The organism is Marasmitruncus massiliensis (assembly GCF_900186535.1).
GTDB lineage: Bacteria > Bacillota > Clostridia > Oscillospirales > Ruminococcaceae > Anaerotruncus > Anaerotruncus massiliensis_A.
The window spans coordinates 341,502-360,502 of record NZ_FYDE01000003.1 but is presented as its reverse complement, the minus strand read 5'-3'; the positions used below and the strand labels follow the sequence as shown (position 1 = coordinate 360,502).

Annotated in this window: 18 protein-coding genes and 1 other annotated feature; of the genes, 8 read left to right on the top strand and 10 right to left on the bottom strand. The window is 53.5% G+C overall.

Going from position 1 to position 19,001, the window contains the following annotated elements; genetic code table 11:
• Positions 1-54: 54 nt before the first annotated feature.
• A complete protein-coding gene (locus C1A10_RS02935; RefSeq protein WP_101908801.1) occupies positions 55-1,353 on the bottom strand; it encodes an O-acetylhomoserine aminocarboxypropyltransferase/cysteine synthase family protein in 1,299 nt (432 codons plus the stop codon).
• A 94-nt stretch (positions 1,354-1,447) separates the two neighbouring features.
• On the opposite strand from C1A10_RS02935, the gene C1A10_RS02930 reads away from it, so the two are divergent.
• Both C1A10_RS02930 and C1A10_RS02925 read left to right on the top strand, forming a co-directional pair.
• Positions 1,448-3,094, top strand: coding sequence for a D-alanyl-D-alanine carboxypeptidase family protein (locus C1A10_RS02930; protein WP_101908800.1), 1,647 nt, complete (start codon positions 1,448-1,450; stop codon positions 3,092-3,094).
• Between the two features lie 126 nt (positions 3,095-3,220).
• Positions 3,221-4,252, top strand: a complete 1,032-nt coding sequence (locus C1A10_RS02925) for a DUF4349 domain-containing protein (RefSeq protein WP_101908799.1) — start codon at positions 3,221-3,223, stop codon at positions 4,250-4,252.
• Between the two features lie 62 nt (positions 4,253-4,314).
• Here the strand turns inward: C1A10_RS02925 and rplL are convergent, their stop codons facing one another.
• The 7 genes from rplL to rpmG all read right to left on the bottom strand — a co-directional run bounded on the left by rplL (position 4,315) and on the right by rpmG (position 7,812).
• Complete coding sequence (gene rplL / locus C1A10_RS02920; RefSeq protein WP_101908798.1) at positions 4,315-4,692, bottom strand: 50S ribosomal protein L7/L12; 378 nt, start codon at positions 4,690-4,692, stop codon at positions 4,315-4,317.
• A 50-nt stretch (positions 4,693-4,742) separates the two neighbouring features.
• On the bottom strand, positions 4,743-5,261 hold the full coding sequence (gene rplJ, locus C1A10_RS02915; protein WP_101908797.1) for a 50S ribosomal protein L10: 519 nt from the start codon (positions 5,259-5,261) through the stop codon (positions 4,743-4,745).
• A 25-nt stretch (positions 5,262-5,286) separates the two neighbouring features.
• Positions 5,287-5,439: a sequence feature (ribosomal protein L10 leader region), on the bottom strand.
• A gap of 73 nt (positions 5,440-5,512) precedes the next feature.
• A complete protein-coding gene (gene rplA / locus C1A10_RS02910) occupies positions 5,513-6,205 on the bottom strand; it encodes a 50S ribosomal protein L1 (protein ID WP_101908796.1) in 693 nt (230 codons plus the stop codon).
• A 56-nt stretch (positions 6,206-6,261) separates the two neighbouring features.
• The gene (gene rplK, locus C1A10_RS02905) at positions 6,262-6,687 is read right to left on the bottom strand and encodes a 50S ribosomal protein L11 (protein WP_101908795.1); all 426 of its coding nucleotides are present in this window, start codon (positions 6,685-6,687) and stop codon (positions 6,262-6,264) included.
• 161 nt (positions 6,688-6,848) lie between these two features.
• Positions 6,849-7,370 carry a transcription termination/antitermination protein NusG gene (gene nusG, locus C1A10_RS02900; protein WP_101908794.1) on the bottom strand — a complete coding sequence of 174 codons (522 nt, stop codon included), beginning with the start codon at positions 7,368-7,370 and terminating at the stop codon, positions 6,849-6,851.
• Between the two features lie 46 nt (positions 7,371-7,416).
• Entirely contained in the window at positions 7,417-7,641 is a 225-nt protein-coding gene (secE, locus tag C1A10_RS02895; RefSeq protein ID WP_101908793.1) for a preprotein translocase subunit SecE, read from the bottom strand.
• Between the two features lie 21 nt (positions 7,642-7,662).
• Positions 7,663-7,812: a 50S ribosomal protein L33 gene (gene rpmG, locus C1A10_RS02890; protein ID WP_101908792.1), complete on the bottom strand. Its 150-nt coding sequence runs from the start codon at positions 7,810-7,812 to the stop codon at positions 7,663-7,665.
• A 405-nt stretch (positions 7,813-8,217) separates the two neighbouring features.
• Here rpmG and C1A10_RS02885 point away from each other — a divergent pair, with 405 nt between their 5' ends.
• The 6 genes from C1A10_RS02885 to C1A10_RS02860 all read left to right on the top strand — a co-directional run bounded on the left by C1A10_RS02885 (position 8,218) and on the right by C1A10_RS02860 (position 14,267).
• Entirely contained in the window at positions 8,218-9,288 is a 1,071-nt protein-coding gene (locus C1A10_RS02885; RefSeq protein ID WP_101908791.1) for a D-alanine--D-alanine ligase family protein, read from the top strand.
• Positions 9,289-9,330: 42 nt separating this feature from the next.
• Positions 9,331-10,140 carry a glutamate racemase gene (gene murI, locus C1A10_RS02880; protein ID WP_101908790.1) on the top strand — a complete coding sequence of 270 codons (810 nt, stop codon included), beginning with the start codon at positions 9,331-9,333 and terminating at the stop codon, positions 10,138-10,140.
• An 86-nt stretch (positions 10,141-10,226) separates the two neighbouring features.
• The gene (locus C1A10_RS02875; RefSeq protein WP_242968814.1) at positions 10,227-10,658 is read left to right on the top strand and encodes a YwiB family protein; all 432 of its coding nucleotides are present in this window, start codon (positions 10,227-10,229) and stop codon (positions 10,656-10,658) included.
• Positions 10,659-10,719: 61 nt separating this feature from the next.
• Entirely contained in the window at positions 10,720-12,414 is a 1,695-nt protein-coding gene (argS, locus tag C1A10_RS02870) for an arginine--tRNA ligase (protein ID WP_101908788.1), read from the top strand.
• Positions 12,415-12,462: 48 nt separating this feature from the next.
• The gene (locus C1A10_RS02865; protein ID WP_101908787.1) at positions 12,463-13,677 is read left to right on the top strand and encodes a homocysteine S-methyltransferase family protein; all 1,215 of its coding nucleotides are present in this window, start codon (positions 12,463-12,465) and stop codon (positions 13,675-13,677) included.
• Positions 13,678-13,754: 77 nt separating this feature from the next.
• Positions 13,755-14,267: a flavin reductase family protein gene (locus C1A10_RS02860; RefSeq protein ID WP_101908786.1), complete on the top strand. Its 513-nt coding sequence runs from the start codon at positions 13,755-13,757 to the stop codon at positions 14,265-14,267.
• A 96-nt stretch (positions 14,268-14,363) separates the two neighbouring features.
• Here C1A10_RS02860 and C1A10_RS02855 read toward each other — a convergent pair whose 3' ends face one another.
• Together C1A10_RS02855 and mfd are read right to left on the bottom strand one after the other, a co-directional pair.
• Positions 14,364-15,401, bottom strand: a complete 1,038-nt coding sequence (locus tag C1A10_RS02855) for a peptidylprolyl isomerase (protein WP_101908785.1) — start codon at positions 15,399-15,401, stop codon at positions 14,364-14,366.
• A gap of 103 nt (positions 15,402-15,504) precedes the next feature.
• Positions 15,505-18,972: a transcription-repair coupling factor gene (mfd, locus tag C1A10_RS02850; RefSeq protein ID WP_101908784.1), complete on the bottom strand. Its 3,468-nt coding sequence runs from the start codon at positions 18,970-18,972 to the stop codon at positions 15,505-15,507.
• Positions 18,973-19,001: the final 29 nt, after the last annotated feature.

Here is a 19,001-nt window from a genome sequence, read left to right as displayed (position 1 = left end):
GAGGCATCTTGTTACGATACGATAAAACGGTTCCGACTACGATCCACTGCGTCCTTACCGGGAGGCGGCTTCAATTGCCTGCCGCAGGTCCGCAATCAGATCTTCGGCATTTTCAATGCCAATCGAGAGGCGGATCGTCTCCGGCGAGATGCCGCTTTCCACAAGCTGCTCGTCGGAAAGCTGGCTGTGTGTGGTTGTGGCGGGGTGGATCACCAGCGAGCGGACGTCGCCTACATTTGCCACATGGCTGAACAATTTCAGCGAATCAATGAATTTCGCGCCGGCTTCCCGGCCGCCTTTCAGCCCAAAGGTAAACACGCCGCCGGCTCCGCTGGGCAGATATTTCTGCGCAAGCGCGTGATATTTGTCGCCGGCAAGCCCGGGATAGTGAACAAATGATACCTGCGGATGATCGCTGAGATACTGCGCAATGGCAAGCGCATTGTCGGAATGGCGCTGCATACGCAGGGAAAGCGTCTCCACGCCCTGCAGGACAAGGAATGCGTTAAAAGGTGAGCAGCAGGCGCCCAGATCGCGCAGCATCATTGTGCGCAGCCGGGTGATAAAGCCGGTGTTGCCGGGGCAGTCGGCAAATATAACGCCATGATAGCTGACGTCCGGTTCATTATAGAGCGGGAAGCGGGGGTTCCCTTTAAATTTGAATGTCCCGGCATCGGTGATGATGCCGCACATGGAGGTGCCATGCCCCCCGAGGAACTTCGTCGCGGAATGCACCACATAATCGGCACCGAACGCGATCGGCTTGAGCAGGTAAGGGGTGGTAAAAGTCGAATCGACAATCAACGGGATACCGTGGCGGCGGGCAATTTCCGCGATGGCGGAAATATCCGCGACATTGGCATTCGGATTACCGATTCCTTCCACGAAAAACGCTTTTGTACGGTCGGTTACAGCCTTTTCCCATGCATTCAGATCGTCCGGGTCCACAAAAATGGTCTTAATGCCAATGCGTCCCAGCGTCACGCCCATCATGTTGATGGCGCCGCCATAGATGCAGATCGAGGAAACGATCTCATCCCCTGCACCCGCGAGGTTCAGGAAAGCATTGAACATTACAGCATGGCCGGACGACATGGCCAGCGCGCCCACGCCTCCGTCCAGTGCCGCCACACGACGTTCCAGCGCGTCCACCGTGGGGTTGCTCAGTCTGGTATAGATGTTCCCCGGCACCTTCAGTTCAAAAAGCTCCTTGGCATGCTGCGTATCATTAAATGTATATGCAGTAGTTTGATAAATAGGAAAGGTGACCGAATGAGTTTCCGGGTCGGGCTGTGTACCGGCATGTACCATTAGCGTGTCGAATCCAAGCTGTTTGTCGGCATAATCCAACATAGATTTCCCTCCTGCTCTATAAAATGCCATATTTTGATCTTTTCTTTTTCGCCTTTTTTTGGTATACTTAGAATAAATGTGGCTAATCTACTAAATGTACGGATTTTATTTTATCACATTTTTCCTGGCACTGCAATTAGAATTCCTCGCCGGAACGGTAAATTGCATGCTGTTTTCTGTTTTGTTCCCATTGCTAAATTCCGCCGCGGCATATGGGATTCACCGCAACGGCAGCGGAGAAATGGATTATGCTATGAAAAAAACCGCGTTTTTTATGACGCTCGTGATACTTTTGACATCACTTTCCTGCCCCCTGCTGGCAGCGCCCAGCAGTTCTGCCTCTCAGTCTTCGTCATCCGCGTCTTCTTCGGAAAGTTCATCCTCATCGGCATCATCTTCCTCCGGGGAATCTTCTTCGCCTTCCTCCGACGCAGAGCAACCTGCCTCTTCTTCCAAGGTGCCCACCGCAGACAATGTTTATTCCCACGCCGCTTATATGGTAAATCTGGACTCCGGCACCGTTTTATTTGAAAAAAATGCGCAGGAACGTATCTGGCCCGCCTCGCTGACCAAGATTATGACCTGCATCGTCGCTTTGGAGGAAGTGGGGGATATTGACAAGGAAACCACCTCCCTGAGCGCAGATATTCAGACCTATCTCTACAATCTGGGCGGCGTCTCGCTTGGGGATATCCGGATGGGCGAAACCTTTACCATCCATCAGCTTCTCTACGCGATGATGCTCCAGTCCGCCAACGAAGCAGCCATGATGGTGGGGGCTTACGTAGGGAAAGGCGACATTGACGTTTTTATCGAAAAGATGAATCAGAAAGCAAAGGAGATCGGCGCAAAAAATACCCATTTCAGCAATACAACAGGCCTGCATGACGAGGATAATTATTCCACCGCCTATGATCTGGCCCTGATTACCGAATATGCCATGAAGAACCCCATCTTTGCAGAACTCGTTACAGCTCTGTATTACGACTGCCCGCCGACGGAAAAGCACCCGAATGGAGTTACCTGGTCGTCGATCAACTACATGCAGCAGGTCGGCAACGAATATTATTATGAGGGTATCAAGGGGGTTAAAACCGGTTCCCTGCCTGATTCGGATGTCGGAGGCGGCGGAATCCGCAATTTTATTTCCACTTGCACCCGCAACGGTTATACTTACCTGACGGTATGCATCGGCGCCCCGCAGGAGCGGGAGGATGGCCTGAGATTTGAAAATAATCTCGCTTTTCTTGATACGCGCAATCTTTACAACTGGGCTTTTGAAAATTTCACGGTAAAAACGCTGATGGATGTAGGCGATGAGGTGGCTGAAGTTCCTGTCCGCCTCTCATGGGACGTCGACCACATCAAGCTTTTGGCAGGCGGCAAATTTGCTTCCCTGGTCGCAAACGAGGTTACGGAGGACAGCCTGCAGAAACTTGTGGAAATTCCGGAGAACATTGACGCGCCTGTGACAAAAGGGGATGAAGTCGGATATGTCAAGCTCATGCTCAACGGTGAGGAAGTCGGCCGCGTAAACCTGCTGGCCGCCCAGTCGGTGGAGCGCAGTTCCGCGCTTTATTACGCGGATGTCGTGAAGTCTTTCCTCAGCACATTCCTGTTTAAATTTGTGCTCTCCTTTGTAATTGTGATCCTGATCCTTTATATGGTTCTGATGATTATCCGCAATCGCAACCGCCGCCGCTATCGGATGCGCAGAAAGCGCCCGCCCACGAGACGCTGACGGTTACAGAAAAATCCAGGAGCGTTTTTTTATGAGACGCCCCTGGATTTATTTGATAGGGATGCAGTAAATGTTGCCTGATTTCGCACCTAGAAGAGGAAAGACAGCAAAAAAGGAGGACCTTACATGCATCATAAATCGAATATTCAAACCATATTGGCAATTGCCGCTGCCTTTTCCATCGTCCTGACCGGCTGCGGCGCTGCGAAGTCCAGCACTTCCGCTGCCCGGTCGATAGCAGCCCCCGCGGAAATTGCCGCTTCCCCCCAGATGGAATACGGAGCCCTTGCCGACGCGGCCATGAGCGCAGAAAGCGCCGCACAAGATAACGGGGCTATGAAACTGCAAAGTACAGCCGAATCGGCGCCGGCCGCTCCTTCCGAACGCAAAATTGTCAAGCGCAGCGAGCTCTCTCTCGAAACGAAAGAATTCGACACCGCACTTTCAAAGCTGGTTCAACTCGTGGAATCCGCCGGCGGCTATGTGGAAGGGCAAAGCACCAACGGGCGGAGCCTGAACAATCGGGATACCTATTACTCCCGCAGTGCGGAAATACGCGCAAGGATTCCCGCCGATAAGCTGGATGAGGTGACCTCTTCGGTCGGAGAGCTATGCAACATTGTTTCCCGCAATGATTCCACCGACGATATCACCGATACCTACTATGACTCGCAGGCCCATCTGGATGTGCTGAAAGTACAGGAGGAGCGGCTGCTGGATATCCTCGGAAAAGCGGAGAAACTGGAGGATGTCGTAACGCTGGAAAAGGCTCTGTCCGACGTGCGGTATCAAATCGAGTCGCTGACTGCCTCCTTAAAGCGGATGGACAGCCAGGTTACTTATTCTTACCTGAATCTGTACTTACAGGAGGTCGGTGAATATAACCAGCCTGTCAACACGCCCAAAAGCTTTGCCGACCGGCTCTCCGCCACTTTTTCCAGATCAATTTCCCACGTAACCAATTCTGTGCAGGGCGTTGTCCTGTTTGTCGTTGAAGTTATTCCGGCGCTTCTGTTCTGGGGAATCGTCATCGCGGTAATTCTGCTGATTCTCTATAAGGGTATGGCCGGCATTTCCGCGCGCCGAAACAGAAAGCTCGGAAATGCTATGGATAATCCAGCAGCGGAACCTCTGTCGAAGGACGAAGAAACAAAATAAAGACCAGATAACTGCATATAAAAAAGACCGTCCGGATGGACGGTCTTTTTTATATGCAGTCATTATTTGACTTCGACGGTAGCGCCGGCTTCTTCCAGCTTCTTCTTCAGTTCATCAGCATCAGCCTTGGAAATGCCTTCCTTGACCGGCTTAGGAGCATTGTCAACCAGATCCTTAGCCTCTTTCAGGCCCAGACCGGTGATCTCTTTGACGATCTTGATAACGCCCATCTTGGAACCGCCGGCATTTGCCAGGATTACGTCAAATTCGGTTTTCTCCTCAGCAGCGGGAGCGGCAGCAGCGGCACCGCCAGCAACCATTACCGGAGCAGCGGCGGAAACGCCGAACTCTTCCTCAATCGCCTTGACAAGCTCGTTGAGCTCGAGGACAGTGAGGGTTTTAATATCTTCTACAAACTTCAAAATTTTCTCAGAAGCCATGATAGTTTACCTCCTATAATCTTGTTTTCAAATTTGTTGCTGCACAAAATTTATTCGGCAGCAGGAGCGCCTTCACCGTTCTTTTCGGCAACTGCATTGAGTGCAACAGCAAGGCCTCTGATGTTGCCCTGCAGCGCGCTGCACAGCATGGAAAGCAGACCTTCTCTGTTGGGGAGTTTGCCCAGTTCGGCAACCTTGGCTGCGTCGATCACGCCGCCATCGACAAATCCGGCTTTGACAACGAACTTGCCTTTGCTGTCTTCTGCGTATTTCGTCAGGATTTTTGCGGCGGCAATCTGATCACCATCGCTGATGGCCAGCGCAGTGGTGCCCTCGAGGACATCATTGAGCGCCTCATATCCGACTTCTTTCGCAGCGAAACGGAGCATTGTGTTTTTTACAACCGCATAATCGACGCCGGCTTCTCTGAGCTCTTTACGAAGCTTCGTGTCATTAGCGACGGTAATTCCCTTGTAGTCCACCACAACGCCTGCAGCCGCGTTCTTCAGCTTGGAAGTCAGCTCAGCAACCGTTTCTTTTTTCTGTGATAAAATCTTTTCGCTTGGCATATGATTCACCTCCAAGTCAAGTCAAAAATATACAAAAAAAGCCTTTTCCGCACTACCGCGGAAAAAGCAGAACAAAACAGCGTAATACGCATATTTGAAACGCCTCTCCTCGGCAGGCAGGTTAAAAACCTTTATGTCTTACGACACCTGCTGTCTCAGGACAGCTTATATAGTTTAACATATCAACAATCACTTGTCAATAGGCATTGAGAAGCAGGGCGGGGGCCGCCGGCCCGCGCCCTGCAATCAGCTTACTGGAAACGTCCGGGATTGATCTTGATGCCGGGGCCCATAGTAGTTGCAACCACACAGGACTTCACATACTGGCCTTTGGCCGCAGCCGGCTTCGCTTTTACGATAGCAGACAGCAGGGTATCGAAGTTCTGCTGAAGCTTTTCCGTTCCAAAGGAAACCTTGCCGATCGGGCAGTGGATGATGTTGGTTTTGTCAAGACGGTATTCGATCTTACCGGCTTTCGCGTCGATGACAGCCTTGCCGACATCCGGAGTAACAGTACCGGCTTTCGGGTTCGGCATCAGGCCGCGGGGTCCGAGGATTTTACCCAGACGGCCCACAACGCCCATCATGTCAGGCGAAGCGATTACGACGTCGAAATCCATGAAGCCTTCCTTCTGGATACGCTCCATCAGGTCTTCAGCGCCAACAAAATCGGCGCCGGCATTCAGGGCATCCTGCACCTTGTCGCCCTTGGCAAAAACAGCCACGCGGACTTTTTTACCGGTTCCGTTCGGAAGAACCACGGCGCCGCGGACCTGCTGATCCGCGTGACGGGAGTCAACGCCCAGGCGGACATGAACTTCTATCGTTTCATCAAATTTAGCTTTGCCGGTCTTGGTGCAAAGATCCAAGGCCTCCGGCGTATCATACAGCTTCTGACGTTCGATCAGTTTCGCACTGTCAGAATATTTCTTACCATGTTTCATCTATTCTTTTCCTCCTTAGAGTGGTCATTAGCGGATTTTTCCTCCCACCCGGGAGCTTAGTCTGCTACTTCAACGCCCATGCTGCGGCAGGTGCCTGCGATCATGCTGATTGCTGTCTCAACATTTGCAGCGTTGAGGTCGGGCATTTTCAGCTCCGCAATTTTCTGCAGCTGTTCCCTGGTAATCTTGCCAACCTTGGTCTTGTTGGGCACACCGGAACCGCTCTGCAGGTTAATCGCTTTCTTAATCAAAACAGCCGCGGGCGGCGTTTTGGTAATAAAGCTGAAGGAACGGTCGGCATACACGGTGATGACAACCGGGATGATCATGCCAACTTCGTTTTTTGTGCGCTCGTTAAAATCCTTTGTAAAAGCCATGATGTTTACGCCATGCTGACCTAAAGCAGGACCAACCGGCGGTGCAGGCGTTGCTTTGCCTGCCGGAATCTGCAGCTTAATAAAGCCGACTACCTTTTGAGCCATTTTAAAGCACCTCCAAAATTAGTGGTTCATTTCGGAACAAATAAATTTTGTTCCTCCCACAAGCCGGTTCACACCGGCTCATATCGCCGGATTTACACCGGCATCCTCTAAAGAGCCCGTGCCGAAACACAGGCTGCACAAAGGCGGCATCCGACCGCGGATTATTCCAGCGGTTCGATCTGATCCAGTTCAAGCTCGACAGGCACGTCCTTACCCATCATGGAAACGGTGACCCTGACGACTCCGTTCTGCAGGTCGATCTCATCAACCACACCGATGAAGCCCTCAAGGTAGCCGTCCGCCACCTTGACCGAATCGCCCGCCGCGAAATTGACCTCAATATTCTTAACCTCAACCCCCAGCCGTTCCACTTCCTCTTCTGTCAGGGGAACCGGCTTGGAGCCCGGGCCTACAAAGCCCGTGACGCCGCGGATGTTGCGGACAACATACCAGCTGTCGTCGGTCATAATCATCTTCACAAGCACATAGCCCGGGAAAATTTTGCGTTCAACCTCGCGTTTTTTGTTGTCCTTAATCTCCGTAACCGTTTGAGTGGGGACTTTCACCTCAGCAAACAAATCGTGGAGCTTGCGGTTTTCTACCGCTTTTTCAATGTCGGAAGCAACCTTATTCTCATACCCGGAATAGGTGTGCACCACATACCATCTCATTGCGTCAGCCATTCGCGTTCCTCCCACTCAAAAGATTCGTTCTTTCCAAAGCCCATTCTTACAGCAGGCTGAGGAGCAGTTTGACCAAGTAAGAAACGAGAATGTCGAAACCGCCGACAAATATTCCGGAAATCACAATCACGACCAAGACAATAATGGTGTTATTGATAATTTGGCTTTTGCCGGGCCAGACAATCTTTTTGAACTCGCCCTTTACGTCCCGAAAGAAGCGTTTTGCTTTTGCGATGAAACCGGGTTTTTTCGAAACTGCATTATCTGCCATGTCAAGACCCGCCTTTCATGCTTACTTTGTTTCTTTGTGAAGGGTATGCTTCCGGCAGAACTTGCAGTATTTGTTCATCTCAAGCCTGTCGGGATCATTCTTCTTGTTTTTCATGGTGTTGTAATTGCGCTGTTTGCACTCTGTGCATGCTAGAGTAATTTTTACTCTCATTTCGGCACCTCCTGATTATACCGGAATTTTTTGCCTCCCTCGTGAAAGGAAACGCTTTGTTTTTGGACATAAAAAAATAACCCTTTTAGAGGTATCACTATTGTATCATAACCCAAAGGGCTCGTCAAGCCCCTATCTACCGATGTTTGCAGACTTTTTTCGGTTATTTTTCTGCAATTCGGCCGAAATAACAAAAATGACATCTTTTATCGCTTTCTTAGCTGCTTTCTATGATAGCATATTCTTGTCGTATTTCATAGCAAACCGTTCTATTTTGTCCATAATCTTATCCATATTTCAATTGCGTACTATGTGAAGATATGCTAGAATATAAATTGAAATATTATATATTATGATTAGAAGTACCGCCCCTCTCTGAGGAACGGCTGAAATGAGGTATGTGTTTTGGATAAAAAAACGGTGGCGGTCGTTTTCGGCTCCGTCTCCAGCGAGTATGAAGTGTCTCTTATCTCCGCAGCTTCCGTACTGCGCAACATCCCCCGCGACCGTTATGATGTGGTCATGCTCGGCATCACAAAGGACGGCCGCTGGTATGAATATACCGGGGACATTGACCTGATTCAGCAGAATAAGTGGCTCGAAAGCGGCTGCATCGCCCCTGCGATTCTCTCCCCCGACCGTTCGGTGGGGGGCATTCAGCGGCTGACATCCGGCGGTGTGGAAAACCTGCGGGTTGACGTGGTATTCCCTGTTCTGCACGGTGAGCATGGAGAGGACGGTACCATACAGGGTCTGCTGGAGCTCGCGGGGCTTCCTTATGTGGGATGCGGCGTGCTGGCGTCCTCAACCTGCATGGACAAGGAAACGACCCATATCCTGCTGGAAGCGGCCGGGATCAAGACGGCCCCGTGGGCCGCGATTACCCGTCCGGAGCTTGAACGGTTTTCAGAAATCGAGCCTCTGCTCGCGAAAAAACTGGGATATCCCCTCTTCATCAAGCCGGCCAACACGGGATCTTCCGTGGGGGTAAGCAAGGCAAAGGACAAGGACGCGCTTTATCAGGCGCTGGTAACCGCCTTTCGGTACGACCGCAAGGTGCTTGTTGAAACCGCCATTTCGGGCGACGAGGTTGAGTGCGCCGTTCTCGGCAATTATCAGGACTGCATCCCGTCCGTTGTCGGAGAAATCGTTCCCCATCATGAATTTTATGACTATGAGGGAAAATATCTCGATAATTCCACAGATTTATACATCCCCGCACGGATTCCGGAAGCCGTTTCCGAAAAAATCAGGCATACGGCCTGCCGCGCGTTTGCTGTCATGGGATGCACAGGACTTTCCCGTGTTGACTTCTTTGCCCTGCACAACGGCGGGGTCATTGTCAACGAAATCAACACGATCCCCGGCTTCACTTCTATTTCGATGTATCCCAAACTGTTCGAAGCCGCCGGAATCTTGTATCCCGAACTAATCGACCGTCTGCTGCGGCTGGCTTTGGAAAAAGCCGGCGCCTGATAGTTACAGGCCGGAACTAAAAACTGAAAGGAGGCAGCATGCATGGACAATCGGGCCATCGGTATTTTTGACTCGGGATTAGGGGGGCTTACTACCGTAAAGGAGCTTCGGCGTCTGCTGCCGAACGAGCACATCATTTATTTTGGTGACAACGGCCGGGTCCCGTACGGAAACCGGGGCCGGGAAACCATCCGAAAGTATGCCATGCAGGATATTCGCCTGCTGCTCAGTCATGACGTGAAGCTGGTAATTGCCGCCTGTGGGACTGTCAGCTCCATGATGACGCCCGAAATGCAAAACAGTATCGGCCTTCCGTTTTCCGGGGTCGTGCTTCCTTCCGCGCAGGCGGCCTGCGCGGCTTCCTCCACGGGGCAGATCGGCGTGATCGGTACCACCGCCACAGTGCGGTCGGGAGCCTACGGGCGCGCAATCAGAGCCATCCGTCCCGAAGCCAGAGTGTTCGGCAACGCGTGCCCCCTGTTCGTGCCGCTTGTGGAAAACGGATTTATCCAGCCGGACAACGAAATCACGCTGAAAGTTGCAAAACTATATCTGGAACCGATGATTGAATCGAACGTGGACACGCTGATTCTGGGCTGCACCCATTATCCGATTATCTACGATATCATCAATCAGGTGCTGGATTACAAAGTGACGCTGATTGATCCGGGCAGAGAGGTTGCAAAGTGGGCGCAGAATTTCCTGACAAGCAGCGGCATACTGCGGGAAGGAGAAGGAAGCTGTGAATACTATGTTTCCGATTCTCCCGAACTGTTTTCCGATACCGCAGCCATCTTCCTTGGCGGGGACATTCAGGGGGAAGTGGAACAGATTGACATAGATTCCTTCTGACTGATTTGGGCCCGATTTGGAAATGCTTACATAATGAACTCCTTGGGGTTCATGCACAAGGCGAAATAAACAAAGGATTGAACAGAATGAAAAAAGACGTTTTAATAGAAATTAAGGGTGTCTATAAACAGGATGGGGACGAAGACCAGGTGGAGCTTTTTACTACCGGCTCTTATTATAAGCGCAACGGGCATTATTACATCGCTTATGACGAATCCGAGGCCACCGGTTTTGAAGGCACCCGCACAGTTCTCAAGGTGGAGGACAGCGACCGTGTCACCCTGCAGCGCACCGGCAGTTCAAAAAGCCAGCTGATCGTGGAGCGCGGTGTCCGCCACCAATGCCATTATGATACCGGCTACGGCCCGATGATGATCGGTGTTTCAGGTGACCGCGTGGTTTCCACGCTGGGGGAACACGGCGGCCAGCTTGAGTTTGCGTATTCGCTGGATGTCAACACCCTGCTCGCGAGTGAAAATTCCGTTTATGTGAATGTGCGGGAGCAGCCCCAGTCATAATGGACACAGTCGTTTATCCGCTCGGAAAGAATCAAGAATGAATAATAGGATGTGTAAACGCATGACGAACCCCGTTTCTGAAGCTAAAAATTCGATTGCCGCCCTTGTAACCGCGGCGCTTGAGCAGTCCGTTGCTTCCGGCGTGCTGCCGGAATGCGGCGGACTTCCCTCTTTCGTGGTGGAAATCCCCGCCGATACCAGCCACGGCGACTTTGCGACCAACGCCGCGATGGTTTCCGCGCGCGCTTTCCGCTGCGCCCCCAGAAAAGTGGCGGAAGCCCTCTGCGCAAACCTGCGTCTGGACGGCACCGCTTTTGACCGCGTGGAAATCGCGGGCCCCGGATTCATCAACTTTTTCCTCTCCGCCAAATGGTTTGCGGGCGTGGTCCGCTCCATTCTGGAAGAGGGCGATTCCTACGGCCGCACCGACTACGGCCACGGTGAGAAGGTGCAGGTGGAATTTGTCTCCGCGAACCCCACCGGCCCGATGCACATGGGGAACGCCCGCGGCGGCGCAATCGGCGACTGCCTGGCGGCGGTGCTTGACTGGTCGGGCCATGCGGTAACCCGTGAATTCTACATCAACGACGCCGGCAATCAGGTGGAAAAGTTCGGAAAATCGCTGGAGGCGCGCTATCTGCAGATCTATCTGGGCGAGGACGCCGTGGAATTTCCCGAGGACGGTTATCACGGCGCGGATATTCTGGAGCGTGCGCGTGAATTTGCCGGACTTCACGGCGACAGCTATCTGAACGCGGACGGCGAAGCCCGCAAAAAGGCGCTGGTGGAGTTTGCCATGCCCAGAAACATTGAAAAGCTGAAAACGGACCTTGCCAGCTACCGCATCCAGTATGATGTCTGGTTCCCCGAAAGCACGCTGCACAATGGCGCGGTGGACGAGGCAATTCACAAACTGACCGAACGCGGCATGACCTATGAAAAGGAAGGCGCGCTGTGGTATAAGGCAACCGAAAACGGCGGTGAGAAGGACGAGGTTCTGGTTCGCGCCAACGGTTTCCCGACCTATTTCGCGGCGGATATCGCCTATCATTATAATAAATTCGCGGTGCGCGGATTCGACCGTGTCATCAATGTATGGGGCGCCGACCACCATGGCCATGTCGCCCGTCTCAAGGGCGCCATGGACGCCATTGGTCTCGACGGAAGCAAGCTGGATATTGTCCTGATGCAGCTTGTGCGCCTGATGAAGGACGGACAGCCCTACAAAATGTCAAAACGCACCGGGAAGGCGATTTCGCTGACCGACCTGCTCGAAGACGTGCCGGTGGACGCCGCGCGGTTCTTCTTCAACATGCGCGAACCGAATTCCACGCTTGATTTTGACCTTGACCTGGCGGTGGAGCAATCCTCCCAGAATCCGGTTTATTATGTGCAGTACGCCCACGCGCGCATCTGCACGCTGCTGCGCAAGCAGGAGGAAGCCGGCATCCGGCCGCGTCCCTGCACAGAGGAAGAACTGTGTTCGATGAACTCCTCCGCCGAAATCGAGCTGGCGCGCACCCTCGCGCGGTTCCCGCAGGAGATTATCGACGCCGCGCGGAATTATGATCCCGCGAGACTGACCAAATATGCGGTTGAAATCGCGACCGGATTCCACAAATATTACGATTCCTGCCGCATCAAAGGCGAGGCGGAACCGCTGATGCAGGCCAGAATGAACCTGTGCCTCGCGACAAAAGCCGTCCTGCACAACGTTTTGACGCTGCTGAAAATCTCGGTTCCGGAATCCATGTGACTGGTATTTTCAAATCATAACATAAAGAAAAGGATTGGTGTCATTAGCATGAACGAAACAGGCCGATTACGACTGCCGCTGCTTTTAGACGGCGCGACAGGCACCGAGTACATGAAAGCAGGGATGCCTTCCGGGATCTGTGTGGAACAATGGGCCGGCGAACACCCCGGGATCGTCCGCGATGTAGTTTGCCGCTACGCCGACGCGGGCAGTGACATTGTCTATGCCCCCACCTTTCTCGCCAATGCCGGCAACCTGAAAATGTACGGCCTCAGCGAGCAGGCAGCGGAACTGAACGGAAAAATCGTGGGTATCGTCAGGGAGAGCCTCGCCGCCCGCGATGTCAAAATCGCGGGCGACATGTCCACCACCGGGCTGATGTGCGAGCCGTTCGGTGACACGGAGTTTGTCCATATCGTCGGCATCTACGCCGAGCAGGCCTCCGCCCTTGCGGAAGCGGGCGTGGACCTGCTCGTGGTCGAAACGATGAGTTCGCTTGCGGAATGCCGCGCGGCAGTGGTTGCGGCAAGACAGACAGGCCTGCCGGTCTTTCTGACGATGACCGTCGACAAGGAGGGCCGCACCATGTGGGGTGACGATATTCTTGCCTCGCTGGTTGTCCTGCAGGACATGGGGATCACCGCTTTCGGCATGAACTGTTCGGAAGGCCCGGATGACATGATTCCGATTTTTGAGCGTATCGCGCCTTATGCAAAAATCCCGCTGATTGCGAAACCCAATGCGGGCAATCCCGCTCTGACACCGGTCCAGTTCAGCGACCGCTGTGCCGCTTTGCTGCGGCGGGGCGTCTCCATCATCGGAGGGTGCTGCGGAACCGACCCGGACTATATCTCCGCCCTGCGGCATATGCTGGACAGTTTTGACATCGACTGTGTACACATCCCTCCCGCCGATTACAAAATTATCGCCGCCGCCCGCAGCGTTTATTATCTGAATGACGATTTGGAGTATTCAGAGCCGATTTTCTGCGAAGTGGATATGGCCGACGCCCTGCTGGAGGTATCCGGCCAGAGCTGTGACGCGGTTCTGGTCCACCTTGATACACCGGACGACGGCTACCGGTTTTCCCTGAACGCACACATGGTCGATAAGCCGGTGGCGTTTGAATCGGAATCGGTGGAAGCACTGGAAAACGCGTTGCTGCATTATCATGGAAAGGCACTGGTTGTCTCCACCTCCTGTGAACTGAGCCACGATCTGCTTGAAGAAATTGCTTCCCGCTACGGCGCTATCGTCATGTGACGCCGCGGGACCCGGACAGCCCGCCACGGACCATCTTTGGACGGCAATGTGCGGCGATTGAAAGAGAGGACAGCTAAATGGATTTACAGGCTTTTTTTACAATGTCTTATGGCCTTTATGTCGTCAGCTCTGTTTTTGACGGAAAGCAAAACGGCTGTATCGTCAATACCGTCACGCAGGTTACCGCGGAACCGCCAAAAGTATCGGTGGCAGTCCATAAGCAGAATCTTACCGCCGAGTTGATTGAAAAATCCGGCGTATTCAACGCCGTCCCGCTCACGGAGGACGCTACCATGCAGATGATCGGCCTGTTCGGGTTCCGGGAAGGACGCGGCATGGAGAAATACGCGAACATTCCGTTTGACACCGACAGCAACGGCATCTGCTACCCCACCCAGTCGGCGGCGGCTCTGTTTTCCTGCAAGGTAATTGATCGGCTTGACCTTGACACACACCTGCTGTTTGTCGGGGAAACGGTTGAGGCAAGGCGGCTTTCCGATCTGCCGGTGATGACCTACGCCTACTATCACGCGGTGAAAAAAGGAAAGACGCCTCCGAAGGCCTCTTCTTATATTCCAATATCGAAATAGAAAGGCTGTCCGGTCAAGGCGCGGCCTGAGATACGGAAAAACTCCCCGGAAGACGGCGTCTTCCGGGGAGTTTTATTTTGTTTTTCCTGCGTCAGGTCAGATTTTCAGCTTTTCAGGGGTATACCGCTTGAGCGCATCCTCGTTATAGGTAACGTCCGCCAGCGCATTTGCCCACTCATCCAGTTTGCTGTTAAACGCATCGTTTCTCAGCAGAGAAATCAGCGTGGATTTACGGGAGGTGAAATCGGCCTCGTTCTCGGTGACATCATACCGGACAAACAGATAGATGCTGCTTTCGGTTTCCACACGGGTCGGTTCGCCGATTTTTGCATTGAAGATCGCCTCGGTCACCTGTTCCTCGTAAGAAGACTGGTCGCGGCTGACAAAGGTGTACGAAGTACCGGGCTCCGGCTTGGTGACAGATGACGGGTCGCTGGCAACCTCCTTGCGGGCCTCAAAAGCAAGGTCCTCCATATTCCCGCCGTCTTTGGCAAGCTTCTCATATTTATCGATGAGTTCGCGGGCCTTTTTGGTATCCTCTTCCTTTTGGGCCGGATCTTCCGAGGAACTGAAGTTGATCGGAATCATAATGATCTTCGCAAAGTCGTTGGCAAATTTCTCTTTCAGTTCCGCCTCGGGGACTTCCTCACTTCCGCCTTCCCCGTAAATTGCCATGAATATCTGGGATTTTTTGGCGTCGTTCGTAAACAGTTCTGCATAAGACTCCTTCGAAATCCCGTTCTCCTGATAGGACTCGCCGATGTACTGCCAGTAGGACTCCACATTCTGGGAGACCGCTGTACCGGTGGCTTCATCCAGGCTCAGGCCCATTTCGTCGAATTTCTTCTCAACAGCAAGATATTGGCCGAGCGATTTTTTCGCTTCCTCGGAGATCTTCTGGGAAACGGACACGCCGTCCACCTGCTCCTTCAGCGGATTTTTCACATCCTGCGCAACTTTTGCGGTTTCCGTATAGTATGCGTTCATCAGTCCTCCGATATAAACTCCGGCGGGAACTGTCATGTCACCGGATTTGGCAACCCATGAGGTGCCGCCGCCTACTGTGCACGCGCCAAGACCGGCAGTCATTACCAAGGCAAGAACCGCGGACAGAGACTTTTTCGCAAAACCCATCTTTATCGTCCTCCTGTAAGGGGTAATTAACATACTTGAATATTATACAACCTCTTTTGAAAAAAGTCCATAAGAAATTGTAAACAATCACGTCCACAGGCTTTTATGAAGCGGCTCCGCCCATGGCCGCGAGCGCTTCGCGTATGGTTGCGAGAGGCTCCGTATCCTTCGGGATTTTGACAGAAATATAAGGCCGCGCGCCGGCGCTCACCATAACGCGTCCGCGCAGCTTAACCGCAAGGTTGCCTGCGCGCACCATATCCATGGTCTCAGGATACAGCAGAACGCTGTCCCCCCGCTGGGAAATTTCCGCAATGCCCATCAGCGAAGCCGTATTGCGCACCAGCGCCACATCCACAAGCCCTTTGACCGCTTCGGGCGGCTCCCCGAAACGGTCGATCAGTTCGTCTGTCAGATCCATCGCGTCATCCTGATTCTGAATCGCCGCGATTTTTTTATAGATATCGATGCGCTGCGCCAGATTGTCAATATAATCTTCCGGTATATGAGCGCCCACGCGCACATCCACCATACATTCAGCCGCCGGTTTTTCAGTTGCTTCGCCGCGCTGCTCGGCGACCGCCTCCGACAGCATTTTGAGATACATGTCGTAGCCGACCGCTTCCATATGCCCGTGCTGCTGGGAACCGAGGATATTGCCCGCGCCGCGTATTTCAAGGTCGCGCATCGCAATGCGGAAGCCGGAACCAAAGGAGGTAAACTCCCGGATAGCGGCAAGGCGCTTGGTGGCAATATCGGAAAGCTGCTTATCCTTTTTAAACGTCAGATAGGCAAACGCCCTCCTGTTGGAGCGCCCGACCCGCCCGCGCAGCTGATAAAGCTGGGAAAGCCCCATATGGTCCGCGTCCTCAATAATCAACGTATTGCAGTTCGGGACATCAACGCCCGTTTCAATGATCGTGGTGCAGACGAGGATATCCACCTCATAATCCAGCAGCTGCTGCCAGACGCGGGAAAGCTGCTCCTCCGTCATTTTCCCGTGGGCGGTTACAATCCGCGCATCGGGCAGCAACTGTTTGATTTTATACGCGCAGTTGTCAATGCTTTCCACACGGTTATACAGGTAAAACGCCTGCCCGCCGCGCCGCAGCTCGCGCTCCAGCGCCTGCGCGATCACGCCCCAATCGTGCTCCAGCACATAGGTCTGGACAGGGTGCCGGTCCTGCGGCGCTTCTTCAATCACCGACATGTCGCGGATTCCGCTCATCGCCATATTCAGCGTGCGCGGAATCGGCGTGGCGGACAGGGTAAGCACGTCCACAGTGGCGCGCATTTCCTTAAACTTTTCCTTATGCCGTACGCCGAACCGCTGCTCCTCATCGATGACGCAAAGCCCGATATCCTTAAATTTCACATCGTTCTGCACCAGCCGGTGGGTTCCGATCACGATATCGATTTCCCCGCGGCGCAGCTCATCCAGCACCTGCTTCTGCTCCTTCGGTGAACGAAAGCGGGACAGCAGGTCTACCTTGACCGGAAACCCCTCCATCCGCTTGCGGATGGTCTGGTAATGCTGCCATGCAAGAATCGTAGTGGGCACAAGAATCGCGCACTGCTTGCCGTCCATCACGCATTTGAACGCCGCGCGCACCGCCACTTCGGTCTTTCCGAAGCCCACGTCGCCGCAGAGCAGCCTGTCCATGGGGATCTCGCGTTCCATATCCGCCTTGATTTCCTCAATACAGCGAAGCTGGTCGTCTGTCTCGTCATAGGCGAACCGGCGTTCAAAGTCATTCTGCCAGTCGGTATCAGGCGAAAACGCATAGCCTTTGACCTGCATGCGTTTGGCATACAGCTGGGTGAGTTCCTTCGCCATATCCTCCACGGCTTTGCGGACCCGCTGGCGCGTTTTTTGCCATTCGACGGAATTCAGCTTATTGAGCCTTACCGAGGTATCCTCGCGCACCCCGATATATTTGCTGACCAGATCCAGCTGGGTGACCGGCACAAACAGCGTATCGGTGCCCGCATACCGGATGCGGATATAATCTTTCGTAACCCCCTGGATATCGCGCTTGACAATTCCCTCAAACACGCCGATCCCGTGCGCCACATGAACGACATAATCCCCCGGGACAAGATCGCTGATGTCCCGGAGTTTTTTACCCTCTTTGGGCCTTGGCCTGCGCTTGGCACTCTGAGTGACCGTCCTTGCCTGTGAAATCAGCGCAAGTTTGAGCGCGGGATATTCCATGCCCGCACTCATGCTGCTTCCGATGACATAGACCGCGCCGGACAGGCGTTCCCCTATTTTATCGCTTTCCGCGGCATTGATCTGTTCCTTGCGCAGGTCTTCGACAATTGCGGACGCGCTGCGCTTTGTTCCCGCGAACACCACCACGCAGTACCCGTTTTGCAGATAGGCGCGGATATCTTCGAGCAGGAGGGAGAATTCCCCGCTCCACGAGGAAAGCTGGACAGCATTGATATTCACCATATCGCGCAGCGGGATATCCCCCACCGATCGGGCAAAGGTATCCAGCAGGACAGTGCTGGTTTTCGCAGCCCGGGACTGCAAATCCACAAAATCCCCGGCAAACCGGTCACAGCCTTTAAACAGGATGCCTTCCTCGAGCAGCAGTTTGATATCCTCGCTGCTTTGCACCTGGACGGCTTTCAGCGCTTCACGGCAGTTCCCCGCGTCACAGAGATAGAATACGCCGTCCGGCAGATAGTCAAAAACGAGCGCCGGCTGCGGATAAAGCAGCGGCATCCACCGGTCGAGGCTCTGCGGCATGACGCCGCCTTCTATTTTTTCAATCTCCGCCGTCAGCTTTTCTTTTGCCAATTTCCCCTGCGTTCCGCGAAGGGACGCCATCGCCGCCCGGAGCAGCTTCACCAGCTTTTGCGGGCTGTCTGCAACAACCTCGGCCGCCGGCGTGATCGCAACGGACTTTACCGTGTCCTCGCGGCGCTGGGTGTCGAGCTTAAAAGTGGAAATCGTATCAATTTCGTCCCCCCAGAATTCCACGCGGAAGGGATTGGGCATATGGGGCGGGAAAAAATCCAGAATCCCGCCGCGCTGCGCAAACTGGCACACGCCGTCCACCTGGTCGCATCTGGTATAGCCCGCACCAACCAGAAAGCTGACAAGTTCAGCCATGTCATAAGATTCCCCGGCCTTCAGGGTGCGCGTTCGCGCGGAAAGGACGGCGGGCGGCATGGTATACTGCAGCGCCGCCGCTGCGGATGCCACCACAATCTTGACGCTGCCTGACACAAGCCTCCCCAGCACATTCAGCCGGGCATGTTCGTATTCTCTGGATACGCCCTCCACTTCATGGAACGTCGGCTCTCTGGACGGGAACAAAACCGCCGTCCCTTCACCCGCCATAATATTGATGTCTTCACAGATACGCATGGCGTTCGCCTCGTCCTGCACCAGCACCAGACCCCGTTTTTCAAGCAACCGTGTGATGGAAACAATCACATGCGCTTTATGCACGCCGGAAAGCCCCGTTGCCAAAACAGGAGTCTCCTGTCTTTCCACCGCTTCCATGATACGCCGAAACTCGGGTAATCCTGTCAGAAGCTGTTCTATTCCCTCCATGCGGTTTTCCTTTCTGCAGCCAATGTGTA